Below are 12,523 nucleotides of genomic sequence, written 5' to 3'. Positions count from 1 at the left end.
GGCGTGAATCGCATACCTCAGCTTCCGGTAAAGGCGGCGAGCAAAACCAGCAACGCCGTTCCCAGGCATGCCAGCCACACCAGCCCTCGCCTGTTCGCGGCAGGCTTGGTATCTGGCCGCCTGGCGCTTTTAATCTCCCGCCCCATTCCCGGCACTGCGGGATGCTCGGCGGCGTGTGCATTCGGCGGTTTGATCGAAGCGTCAGCCCCTCGCCGCACCTGCTCATGGGCATCGCGTTCTATGCGGCACGCCAGTCGCGCAATCTGTTGGCGCAGGCCATCCAGCGGGTTGACACTACCCGCAGGCTGGCCGACCAGCCTCAGGTGCAAATGCGCCAGCTGCCGTTCGATCAGGCCAAGGCGCGGCAGATCGTGCGCGTCCAGTGCTGTACTTCGCAGCGCCCCCTGCAACAGAACACCTAGCCGCCTGAGTATGTCCGCCCGCGCCGACAGGCCACGCGGCCAGGGATTGGCGCCCGCCGCCACCAGCGTCTCCATCACGTTGAGGCCTTGCACCAGCCCGTCGAGGCGGTCGAGGTGACTGCGCGCAAGCACATACCACGCGGCCGATTGCAGGTCCGCGCCGTTGCAGGCAAAGAGCCTGAGGCAGCGCTGCTCAACGCAGCGCCATTGCACATCAGGACACGCAGGGTGACCGAGCTTGGCCATTTCCGCGCACAGCGCCTGGTACTCCGGTAGCCCGCGCGGATCAGCGCCTGCGACGGTGCACGGTTCAGCGTTTTCGATCACGGTCACCTCCCTTGCTCCTCAGTGGCGCTGCTGCAGGTCATGGCGCTTGAGGTGGCGCACCACCGCGCGCCCCTCCGGGCTCAAGGTCGTGCCGAACGTCGCGGTGCGTTCGCCACGCAGCGTCGCCTCCAGGGCGTAGACCAGATGCCCCGGCTGGGTCTGCGGCAACAACTCAATGTGCAGCGACACCAAACGCGGCTCGTATTTGAGCAGCGTGTCTGCGATGGTGCGCATCAGCCCATGGGCGGCAGACGGCAGGTCCTCGAGCACGGTGGCCATGTCCGGCAAACCGAAATCGGGCAGATGCGCCAGCGTGCCCGCCCGGCTATTGAGGATGCGCTGAAGGTTATCCAGCACCGAAAGCACGTACTGGTCGTCTTCAGTCACCTGATGCAGGTCGAGTTCGCCACTGAAATTCTGCAGCAGCGTCTCGTACAGCGAGGGGTTGAGTGCAGTCATGGTCAGTCCTCGGCCAACGGCCGCAACGTCAAGCGGTTGCCACTCAGTTCGATCACCCGGGGCCGCACGGCATCAAGGTCGTCGCGCTTGAACACCAGCCGCCAGTCGTTGCGCTGCGCATCGGGCTCGCGGAACAAACCGACCGCGGCAATGACAGCAGCGTTCTCGTCCAGCGGCACATCCAGCTGCGCGCCCTCCCCGGGCCTGACGACCACCGAGCGCTGGTCCAGCAGGTCGCTGCCGAGCACGCGCTGGGCATCGCGCAGCAGATCATCGTAACTGGCGTTATTGACCGAGGCACCGTCGCGCAGCTGATACACCCGCACCATGACCGGCACCGAGAGCGCGCGCATGTCGGTGCCTTCGGTGTTCAAGGCCATTCGCCCGTCGAAGTCCAGCCGCAGCGTGCGCAATTGCTTGTGGAAGATCGAGTCGGCGAGCGAAGCAGAGGATTCGGACACGCTTTGCGTCATCCCGCAGCCGCTGATGAGAAGCCCGAGGGCAAGCATGGGCAACGCGCTAAATATGGAACGAGACATAGAGAGGTATTCCTTCCAGAGTTCGGGGTTTGAGGCCCTTGTAACGACCCAGGTAGATCGTGACTGTTGTCGGGGAGAAGGCTCGGGATGGATCCGGGTCTGGGTCTGGGTCTGGCCCGGGGATTGGGTCAGGAGATGTTTGCGGGGCCGAGTCATCTGCCGAATCAATCTCTGAGCCCGGTTCATGAAGGTGGACCGGGGTTGCTTGCCCGGTTGACCGGCACTGCAGCGCAAGGCTGGCGGTCATGCCCAGCAGCACGCCTGCGCCGCTCAACACTGACGGTGGCAGGCAGGCGACGGGCAGCGACAGGTGCAAGCGCACCGTGCAGCGCCAGCCCAGATACACCTGCAACAGGACCAGCAAGTCGCGGCGCAACGTGCCACCGGGCAACCAGTTGCGGGCCTCGTGGTGGTCGGCGGTGAATAACGTCAGCAGCAACTCGCTGTTGACGTCCCAACCGACGCGGCCCAATGGTGTGTTCTGGGAGAGGCTCACCGGGCGCGCCGCCGACAAGCTGGCGGGTGCCGCCAATGTAATACTCAGCGGCCAGTGCGGCGCGGTCGTCGCCTGAGTACGCGCAGCCAGCACCCGCACCAGGGCAGTGATGCCTTCTGCGTTGCGGGTCGGCAAACGCATGATGCCCAGCAGTGCAAGAAACCGCGACAGCGGCGTGTTGACGCGTTTGGCCGTGCCGGGAATGCCCAGCCCGATCAATCCGAACAGGCATTGCGAAGTGGCGTCACCGCCGCCGCTGGCGAACGACGCCGGGTAGGAATACTTGCGCCAGATCCGGTAGTACTGGGTGAATATCCGGTGGTTGAAGACGTCGAGAAACGCCTTCAGGGCCTCGTGGCCTTCACGTCGCTGGGCAATGTCGTCCAGATAACGGGTCGGGAGCGGCGAATCCACGCCGTACAGCCCCAGCACCCGCGTGCGCACGGTCGCGGGCAGCGCACTGTTCTGCGACGGCCATTCAAGCCCTTTCAGTTCGCTGGCCGGAAAGCCCATTCCGGGATCGGGGCGGAAGCGCACCAGGTCGTCGGCCGGGCGTTCGGAGCTGCCCAAGGGCGGCTGGCCAGGCGCCGCGTCTTCAACCAGTTGGCAGAAGCGGTAAACGTTCGCCTCAGCCACCCGGCCGCGCAGCGCGTCAAGGAGTACCGCGACGCTCAGCCGGGGATCCGCTGGCTGTGGTTTTCGCTCCATCGCAGGCTCCTCCCGGTCGGTTGCAGCACCAGAGTGACCTGAGTGAACAAGTGAATGTCCGCGTACAGCGCAAAGAACCGATTAAGCATTTCGCCAAACAGGCAGATGTCGCCCTGGCCACCGAAGCCGTCGGCGTCCAGCGTGATCTGGATGTCCACGCCGCGCAGCAGAAAGCCCTTTTCGAAGCGCTGAATCAGGTGGTGGCTGACCTCGACAATGGCTTCCAGGCGACGTCGATTCAGCTCGCTGCCCGTCCAGTCGTAGAGCGCCAGAGTGCCGCGCAGCACTTCGGCGTTGTCGAGCATGGGCAAAAACGTGGAGCCCAGATGGCTCAATATCCGCCAGTGGAAGCGGTCGCGGCTGGGCGGGTACAACGGCAGCGTCGGGGCGCAAAGGTTACGCACGCGCAGACCGACCTGGATCGAGTGCAGCGGTGTGTCGAGCAGCGTGCTTTGCAAGGCCTTGCGCGGCAACTGGCCGTTGGTGCCGGTCAGGCGCAGCGACAGACAGGGGCGCTGGCTGAGCCGGTCGACGTCCGCGCCCTCTCCGCCCAGGATCAGCCAGGTGTCATGCAGGCCATTGGGCCCGCGTTTGAGGCGAGTATGAAAGTAGCGTTCAGGGGCCTCGTCGCGCAGCATGCCGCCCTTGTGCCGGAAGCTCGAAAACGGCACGTACTCCTCGCGGCCCGAATCTCGGGATGCAGTCACCCGATCAACCGAGTAAATCTCGGTATGTCCGTCCTGCAAGCGCATGGGGCGCAGCAGGTAGTCGGTCTGCAGCGGGTCCAGCGTCAGCGGGTCGGCCTCAAGCGCAAACAGATTGATCACCGGCACGGCGTGCAGGCGCATGTGCTCGGTGCTCAGGGCGAACGCATGAGGCCAGGCTTCGCCCAGCACCACGTCGAGTTCGATCCACGCCGCACCGGGGGTGATGTTCATCTGCTCCAGCCCGCACAGCGTCACGAACATGAATTTCTCGCGAAAACTGAAGTACTCCAGCAACAGCTGATAGCCGCTGAACGCACTGTCGCCCTTGGGCCAGAGCTGGTCCTCCTCGCGAAAGCCCTTTGCCGCGAAGTGCCCTTGCAACGGCTGACGTTGCGCATCGGTCGACTGGCGCACGTACATCGCCTGAGCGCCGAGTGTCAGCGCGTTGTGCAAAGCGTTGGCCACGGCGGGAGCGGCGTTGAGGTACAGCGGAATACGGCGCAGGTCCATCTCCCCCCACTGACTCAACGCACCGCAGGAAAAACGCAGGCGGATTACCGAGCGACCGTCCGGTTCCTGCGCCAGCCTCACGAAATCCAGCGTCAGCGGGCGCAGGATCAAATCCTGCGTGGTGGTGTAGCTGCACCGCGTGCGCTGCGGTCCGATGGGCTGCGACTGGATTTCGAAGCCAGTAGCGACCGTCTCGCTCTGCTTCATCTGGTTCACGTCCGGTTGCAGTTCGACGATCGACAGCGATGGAATGGTGCGCAGGTAATGCGGCCACAACAGGCTGACAAGGCCTTCGGTCAACTCCGGCAGGTCATCGTCGAGCTTTTCGCGGAGCCGTCCCATCAGGAAGGCAAAGCCTTCGAACAGCCGCTCAACGTAAGGGTCGTGGGCGCCGGGTTTGTCCAGATTCAGCGAGGCGGCGCGGTCGGGGAATGCTTTGGCGAACTCCTGACCGGCCTCGCGCAGGTAACGCATTTCCGCGTCGAAATATTGCAGGGTGAGATTGTCCTGGTTCAAAGATACCTCCTGGTAATAGGTTTCAGGCGCACAGCACGGCTGCGCGCACCGGGTCCATCGCTACCAGAGCCGCCAGCAGCGGCTCCATACGTTTGCCCAGCGCAGCCTTGTCGGCGTCACTGCGCTGGGCTTTCATGCGCAGCAGCTTGAGCAGCCGCGCCTTGACTTCAAATACCCGCTCCGGCTCCCACTGCGCCAACCCATGGCGCAGGGCTATGGCGTCCAGTTCACCGAGCAGGTGCAACGCCAGCTCGCTTTTGCCGCACTGTTCCGCGACCCGCGCCATCAGCAGGCGCAGCAGCCAGCGCTGACGCCCGCTGTGAATGTCAGGCCGCGCCCCCAGCCACGCCAGCGCCTGCTCAACGCCATCACGATCGGCCTGGGCCAGCGCTTCGCTTTCCAGCGCCAGAATGTCCGCCTCGCCAGTGGTGGAGGCAGCGGGCGTGGCAAGCCATGCCTGGGTGTCCTGACGGATGACGTGCTGCTCGATCCACTCGCGCGTGGTCTCATCGGCGAACGCCGAACCGTCGTTCCAGCACAGCGTTTCACGCCCCGGCAGACGGTCTAGAAGCATGCTCAGGTCGTCCTTGACGATGCGCGCCCAGCCTTCGTACGGCGCGGGTTGCTTGCTCAGCGCCTGGTAAAGGAACCACTGCAGGTCGAGCCAGAAATGGTTCACGCCCTCGGCGAACATGCGCTCGACCTGATCGAGCAGTTCGTTCCAGCTCTGCTGCACGTACAAGCGCTTGAGCTGCGCGCGGTATTCGCCCCGCGGCGGTGCCAGCCGTGTGCGCCCGCTGGCGTCCTGCGGCGGCGACTGATGCACCGTGTCCCAGCGCAGGCTTTTGATCAGGCGGTGGGCGGCGAGCCAGCCCTGGGGTTGCTCGCGCAGGTAACCGGCCAGCGCGCGTCCGCTGTCGAGCAAATCGCGACCGGAGCGGATGACATCGGGCGCAGGCGCCGCGCTTTGCCTGGTGCTGTCTCGGCCATCGGACTCACCATTGACGGCAACCTCGCGCGCATTGCGGCTGGCGCCGAACTGCGGCACCACTGCGTCAAGCCCGCCAGCCTGGGCAAGGCGCGCCGACAACGCCGCGTACAGCGCGCCCAGTTCCGGACGGTGCGCTGCCGGCCATGCAAGCAGCACGTGATCCAGCCAGGCGAGCGCGGCGACGGTGCGTTCGGCTTCGGCCTTCACCACCTCCGGGTACAGCATCAGGCTGTCCAGTACCTTGGCACTGGCCAGCCATTCCAGCGCGACTTTGCGGCTGTTCGACCGCAACGGCAGCACTTGGGCCGTGTAGCGTTCGATCATCGCAGCCAGCAGGCTCAGCCCTTGGGCCAGTCCCGCCTCGCCGTCCCGGTGCAGGCGCGCCCAGAGGTAATAGGTGAGCACGCGCAGGTCCTTGCATTTGCCCTTGAGCAGCGTCTCGGCCAGTGCGATGACCCGATTGGCGTTCGCACCGGACAACTTGTTGACCTCCTCGCGCATGCTTTGGAAATCATCGTCGTAGCCCGGGTCATCACCCACAGCCGACTCGGCACTGATCGGCGCCAGCCAGGGTTCCCAAGGTTCAGCGTGGGTTCTGCCCAGTTTCACGGCGTCACGCTCGCCCAGTGCGGCGGCCATCAGCTGTTGCAGGCTCATTCGCTCACCTCGTTGCGCGGTGGTGTGTTTGCGCTGGCAACCCCGTTGAGGAAGATTTGCCGCGGCAGGCGGAAGTTACGCAGCGCCAGCAGGCTCATGGGCCCGGCGCCCAGTTCGGTGCGCATGTGCCACGTCAGGCCCAGACCATCGGGTGCCGGGACGGTAATGCGGTAGCGGCTGTCGCTGTCGTCCAGCGCCGTGACAGTGGCGGCGTCGAGCAAGCGAATCAGCCCCCATGGCCCCTCAAAGTCGCCGTATAAGCGCTCGCCGCTGCGCACGCTGGTCCAGCTGAGGCTGGCGCCGGGGTAATCGCTGCTGCCGGGCCAGCCGAAGCGCTGCCAGCTTTCTTTCTGGTTGAAGTACTCATGCCGCGCGCCATTGAGCACAAAGGTGGTCTGGATCACGTCACGCACCGGCTTGCCCTGCAACTCGAAGTGCAGACCCATGCCGCCGTCGGTATAGAGCACGTCGGCCAGATGGCTGAGCTGGTTCACGGCCGCAAGAAAGCGCGGGTTGATCGGCAGGCTCTGACCGTGGGCGGGGTCTGCCACCCAGCGATCACCGTCCTTGCGCAGAACCCCGTTGAGTTCCTGCTGCAAGAACTGCTCGATGCGCCCCGAGTCCGAGCGGATCATTTTGCCCAGCATGGGTAATGACGCATCGCTGCCGGTGGCGGCGAACGGATAGCGGCCCAGAAATGCCTGATCCCAATGTTCGACCACCGCCTGCTGCCACTGCCGGTTGAGCGCCGCTGCCGAGGGCTCCAGGACTGTTCGCCAGGCCTGATCCAGCGGCTGAACAAACAGCGCGTGGGCCACGCCGTCCCACTCTTCACCAAGGCTGGCCGCCAGCAGCTCGCCGTAGGCGCGGGTGTCGGTAAGGTCGATGCCCTTGCCCTGAAACACCGTCTGCGCCATGGCCTGGGTCATGCCCTGAGGGTCGGGAGCATGGCCGATTTGCTGCAACTTCAAACGCACCCGCGTCACCCGCGTCAGAAACGCCTGCAAGCTGAGTTCGTCATCGCCGCCATTGCCTTGCGGGTCCTTGCCCAGCAAGCCCAACAGCGGGCCGAACGTCGCATCCAATGGCCCGGCCGGAACGTCCGTCAGCTGACTGATGGCCGGCACCCGCGCCAGACGCTCGCTGCCCATCAGCTTCTGCGCGGACTGCACCAACGACTCCTTGAGCCCCTGTTCAAGGTTGCCGGCCTGGCCCTGCCACGCGAGGGTGTTCATGAAGGCAATCAACGGTGATTGGCGGACATCGCTCATCAGTGTCAATTGATCGATGACATCGGCCAGGCTGTCTGCCCGCCGCCACTGCACGCTGTTGAGGAACGCCAGCCAGCCGCTCGAGTAATCATCAAAATAACGCTCGGTCAGCCGCGCCCGCAGTTGCTCCGGCGAAGTGCCCGCTACACCGGCGTTGCTGGCGATGGCGCTGCTGCGCTGATCACTGAGCACCCAGTCGATCTGCTCGCGCCGCGCCGCGACAACCTCGTCGATGGCCTGACGCACCTGCCCTTCCCAGGCTTGCCGGGTGAACATGCCCGGCACCTTTGTCTGCGTGTAGAACAACGGCCAGGCGTCCTTGTCATCGACCATCTGCTCAAGGCCGAGATCGGGGTGATGGGTCGACGCTGCCTCCAGCACCTGCCGATAGAGACTGGCTTCGCCATTGCGCTGCCCCAGCTGCGTGAGCAGCACCTGGCGCGCATGGGCGACCAAGGCCTCGTCCGGGACGATGCGCCATTGCGGATTCGCCGCCAAATGCTCCGCGTAAAACTGCCAGAGCCTCGGCGACAGCCCTTTCCACAGCCCCGGCGCTACGCCCATGCGCGCAGGTTCCGCGTGGCTGAGGGCCGTGACCAGAAATGCCGCGTCCGCCTTTTCCGGCTGCGCCATCATCAGATAGGCCTTGAGCTGGACATAAGCGTTGTGCGCGCCCTTGGCACGCCGCGCGCTGTCTGCCGGTGTGTCGACCAGCGCCGCAAGCTGACGCCTGAGGTTTTCCGCTGCCGGGCCACGCATCAGCCGGTTGTTGGCCTCGACGTAGCGCGGCCACATGGCGGCGAGCAAGGCATCGTTCTGGCTCAAGCCGAAGCGCTGGTGCCACGGCTCGCCTCGCTGGGCATGAACCTTCAGCCGCTCCATTTCCAGAATCAGCGCGTTGAGTGCGAGCAGTTGCTGGTCCCGGTGGCCCGAAGACTTGACGTCACCGAGGGCCGTGCTGATCTCAACGATCTGCGCGCGATGAGTGGAAAACGACAGCAGCACGCCCGACGCCCACACCACCGCGACGGCCATTACAAGCGTGTAGCCAACGCGGCTGGCGGGCCAGCCCAGGCGCCGGGCCTGGCGGGTTTTGCCGGCGAGGACACCTGCCCAGGCCGCATCCGGCAGCCACGCATGGCCAGCCGATTGAGCGGCCTGCGCTGGCAAACTGAACCACAGGCCGCGCAACGGCACGCTGCGGGCAAACCTGCCGAACAACGGCGTCAGTGCCTGGCACCAGCGGGCGATGCCCTCTGCCCGCAGGTCCCGACCCAGGCGCAGGAGGAAGTCGTCGGCCTGGTTTTCCTGAACCTGAGCCAAGCCGCGCGTCAACGAAGGCTCAGCAAGGCGGCCCATCGCCGCCATCAACTTCGCCGCGGTCAACCGCGCAGGCAACAGACACCCGAGCGTTTCCCGAGAGCGCTTCAAAGGCGGCCTCAAGTCGTCGCAGACTTGCCACACGTGCAACGGCAGCTGCCAACCGACGTCGCGGGCCAGTTTTTTCAGGCCCGCCACGCCGTTGGACATGGCCGCGGCGTCGGCGCTTTGCTGGTCGTCAAGTCCCCAGACCACGCCGTGCAGGCCACGCCGATGCAGCACTGTGTGCCATTGGGCAGCGGCTTCGGCGCTCTGCGTTTGCGGGCTGCCGCCCCACAGCAGCACGGTGTTCTGACTGTCGAGCCATTTGGCGTCGGCCAGGCCTGGCGCGATGGCTTCGATCTGTTTGGGCTCGCCGACGATGAGGTAGAAGCGGGTGCGCAGCCGTTGCAGGGGGGTGTATTGCTGGAGCAGGTGAGCATTGAGGCCAGCAGTAACCTTCAACGCTCGCTCCTCGGCCGATTCAACCGTCACGCCTGTCGCGGGCTGGGAAGGCTGTTCCTTTGCGCGTCTCAGATATTCTGCCCGGCCCAGCCGATGGGTCAGTAACCAATAACTCACCACGCCAAGGCAGGCAGTTAACTGGACCGCTGCGACCCCTAGTAGCCAGGCGCTCTGTTGAGCGCTACCGGCAGTGATACCCACAACATGAGGCGAATGCCAAATCAGGACGATCAGACCCAGACCTATCACCAAGACGAGCGTGATGAACCCGATCCCTACAAAACGTGGAATGTTCATACAAGATTCCTTTCACATACCCGTGGAGACAGGGGTCAAGGCCAGGGCCCAGAGCGCGGTTTTGTCTGAACCCTCCCCGGAAAAAACAAGTTGCGGCTCGACTTCCCGATGCAGGCGCAATACCGCCGCGGTGATTGCCAGCCACGGCGTAGCTGCCCCGGCGCAGCCAAGCAGTGCATCCAGATCGGTCATCCCTTGGCTGCCATCGACTGCAGGTAGCAACGCAGACATCGTTGAAGACAGCGACACGTTCCACGACTCACCAATACCGGCGCGCCAGACATGGCCAACGCGCTCAGGCTGCAACGGCACCCAATCCAACGCCCGACGTGCGGTTTGCATTAACGATTCGTCGCTCTGCTCGTTTTCAGATTCAGACACGGGTTCAGGACGGTGGAGGCAGCCAAGCGATTGAAGAGCGCCCGGCACTGCCTGATTTGCCAAGAGCAAACCGACCGCCACTTCCGCGCTGTTTTCGATGTGCGACGGTGCGATTTGCAGCGCAATCACCATCAGCAGGCCTTGATCCGTTGCGCGGTGATCGAGCCAATGGTCGATAGCTACCAGCCCCTTCCCCGTTAAAGGCGCTTGAGCCTGGCGGATACCTGATTGGTGCCACGCCTGATTCCAGAGGTGCTGGAGGGTGTCATCGGCCACATTCGTATCAACAGAGAACAGTAACGCGACAGGCGCATCCAGCGGGGCCTGCGACAGCGTCGGCGCAAGATCAACAAGCAGGTTGGCAAAGGCCTCGCTCAGCAGGGTTTCATGGGCCTCATCTACCTTGCCGGGTAACCGGCTGTGGCGTTCGACGAGCCCATGTCGAGATACCTGGGACCTGATGGCGACTTCGCCCCTGAGCAGCGCATCAAGCTGGGTGTCCACCTGTGAGTACGGCGCTCGCAGTGCGCTGTGCAGACTCATGCCCATGATAGAAAGCGAGCGACGCCCAACACTGATCCGCAGATCCAGGTCCTGCTCCCGTGACTCATCCCAGCCATCGGCCGAACGCTGCTGGCCGATGAAGATCATTGTTCTCATCCCGGCAAGGGCGGCCCATACCGCAACCGGCCATAAGACTGCCGGCCCCATAAGCAGCAGTGGGGCATCCTGCGTCCGGGGAACCAGTAGCGCCTGCGCGACCAACCCCGCCGCCACCAGCAGTCCCAAGGCACCAAGCCACAGCCCAATCCGAGGCCGCCCCGGGCGCTCTGCAAGCGGGAGCACGTGATCCAGTCTGACGGGCATGATTAACCTGCACTCGCTTGTGGCATGGACGAAATCAACAGGCATCCGCATGCGCAGAGATGACCGTGGAACGCGATCGGGACCCCATTGTCATTGAACACGGCATGCCCTTCTGCGACGAACGTCGGGCCGTGCCCAGGCAGCGGGCAAAAAACGGGATCGTTCAAACGGGCGACGCCGATACCGCCGAACTTCATGACGTCAGAGCCCGTGAGCACCTGCCCGCCTCCAGTGTGTGTGTCGCCTTTGCGGATGATGTTTTGCATGTTTGCCTCGCTGTTTCTCTCGAATAAAAGATGACCAAGCCCATCCGAACTCGTATAAGTTCGGGACGTAACAGGGCCATGCGTACAAAGTGCATCAATGAAACAGTCCGTTGGAAAAAGCGCTGGTATTCCTTCCGCCTTTTCCAAGCATTACTGGAAGTTACCTGTTAAATAACTTTCGTTCGCACGGGAGCATCGCCAGCTTTAATGCTGCCGGCGGATTTCCCGAAATCCCCTCAGAGTACTTATGGTGTTGGGCGGATCAGCGAACAGACCGAGCCTCCCCTGATCAATTGTTCAAATCTTTTTAAACGGACGTGTGCATCTCTGAATGCTTTTACAACCAGGTGCCAGATCAAACATGAGCCATTAGAAGTCCGCGGCAATCTTGGCCAGCTAGCGCATGGATTCAAAATGCGTGACCGCACTGTTTCGCAGATCCACCTCCTTGTTCTGGAACTACCGCTGACGACTGATTGCCAGTGTCGGCACCGTGGAATGAGCGGTGAAACAATTGCATTTCGTTTCAAACGAAAGTCCTTGTGAGCGCCCATGGCAGGATTACCAGCTTCCATAGGGAATACCGTGCTGGTCGATCCAGGCCTGGGCCTTTGGATTAGGTGCTCGGTAAAACAACCCTTTTCCGTTTCGATAAGGGCCAAGAGGCTCGACTTCAGCCTGAAAACGACCTACTTCGGTGAAACCCAGGCAGGCGCCGCCGACCCAAACTTTTACGATGCCTCCGGGGGCCATGCCAAGCGCGATGATGTCGCGATAGTCGGTTTTCCATCGCTGTTTAAACTTGCAAAGGACTCGTTCGGGCCGAACCATCTCATCACGTACCCACTGGGGAATTAGGATGTTGATCTTGTAAGCCTGCGGCTCGACCAAAGACTGCCAACGTAGAAAGATCCGGTCCGGCAAATCTACATTATTTATGGGCTTGGATTTACCCCCGCCTTTATGCCAACCCTCTACTTTACCGGTGTAGCTAACCACGCCCCCATGTACCCGGTAAAAAGCGAGGCCGCGTTTATCCAGTACATCGACAGTTTCTACCCATACCTCCATATGCTTGGGCGCAGCTAACCCGACGTACCAAGCCGGGTACGGCAGCTTGGGCGTCGGCGGCAATCTCGGCCCATTCGCACACGCGCTTAGGCTGCACAACAAAACTACCGCACAGGCCAGGCGCTTCATTCTCGATACACAGTCGGCCTCAGATTGCCCATGCGGGCGCCGTGGGCTTGGCGGCACCACACGACTATTGAACCGAAAGTCCTTG

General features: G+C 63.3%; 10 protein-coding genes. All 10 read right to left on the bottom strand.

All coding sequences use genetic code 11. From position 1 onward, the window contains the following. Nucleotides 1–17: 17 nt before the first annotated feature. Complete coding sequence (locus QRN48_RS24160; RefSeq protein WP_285353823.1) at nt 18–755, bottom strand: type VI secretion system ImpA family N-terminal domain-containing protein; 738 nt, start codon at nt 753–755, stop codon at nt 18–20. A gap of 12 nt (nt 756–767) precedes the next feature. Continuing rightward, a complete protein-coding gene (tssE, locus tag QRN48_RS24155; protein ID WP_285353821.1) occupies nt 768–1,208 on the bottom strand; it encodes a type VI secretion system baseplate subunit TssE in 441 nt (146 codons plus the stop codon). 2 nt (nt 1,209–1,210) lie between these two features. Beyond that, entirely contained in the window at nt 1,211–1,747 is a 537-nt protein-coding gene (tssJ, locus tag QRN48_RS24150) for a type VI secretion system lipoprotein TssJ (RefSeq protein WP_285353819.1), read from the bottom strand. Further along, the gene (gene tssG, locus QRN48_RS24145) at nt 1,728–2,951 is read right to left on the bottom strand and encodes a type VI secretion system baseplate subunit TssG (RefSeq protein ID WP_285353818.1); all 1,224 of its coding nucleotides are present in this window, start codon (nt 2,949–2,951) and stop codon (nt 1,728–1,730) included. The genes tssJ and tssG overlap by 20 nt, the downstream gene beginning before the upstream one ends. Beyond that, complete coding sequence (tssF, locus tag QRN48_RS24140) at nt 2,915–4,684, bottom strand: type VI secretion system baseplate subunit TssF (protein WP_285353816.1); 1,770 nt, start codon at nt 4,682–4,684, stop codon at nt 2,915–2,917. The genes tssG and tssF overlap by 37 nt, the downstream gene beginning before the upstream one ends. Before the next feature lie 22 nt (nt 4,685–4,706). After that, nucleotides 4,707–6,332 (bottom strand): type VI secretion system protein TssA, encoded by a 1,626-nt coding sequence (tssA, locus tag QRN48_RS24135; RefSeq protein WP_285353814.1) that lies wholly within the window; start codon nt 6,330–6,332, stop codon nt 4,707–4,709. After that, nucleotides 6,329–9,724: an ImcF-related family protein gene (locus QRN48_RS24130; protein ID WP_285353812.1), complete on the bottom strand. Its 3,396-nt coding sequence runs from the start codon at nt 9,722–9,724 to the stop codon at nt 6,329–6,331. Before QRN48_RS24130 ends, tssA begins: the two co-directional genes overlap by 4 nt. A gap of 12 nt (nt 9,725–9,736) precedes the next feature. Then, entirely contained in the window at nt 9,737–10,972 is a 1,236-nt protein-coding gene (locus QRN48_RS24125) for a KPHS_23130 family T6SS system protein (protein WP_502944671.1), read from the bottom strand. A 2-nt stretch (nt 10,973–10,974) separates the two neighbouring features. Then, nucleotides 10,975–11,238: a PAAR domain-containing protein gene (locus QRN48_RS24120; RefSeq protein ID WP_285353809.1), complete on the bottom strand. Its 264-nt coding sequence runs from the start codon at nt 11,236–11,238 to the stop codon at nt 10,975–10,977. A gap of 561 nt (nt 11,239–11,799) precedes the next feature. Next, nucleotides 11,800–12,523, bottom strand: a 724-nt coding sequence (locus QRN48_RS24115) for a DUF2931 family protein (RefSeq protein WP_285353807.1), incomplete at its 5' end; no start/stop codon positions are given.

This window comes from Pseudomonas sp. ME-P-057 (assembly GCF_030208975.1).
Taxonomy (GTDB): Bacteria; Pseudomonadota; Gammaproteobacteria; order Pseudomonadales; family Pseudomonadaceae; genus Aquipseudomonas; species Aquipseudomonas lutea.
The sequence above is the reverse complement of the archived record's forward strand: the minus strand, read 5'-3'. Positions and strand labels throughout refer to the sequence as shown.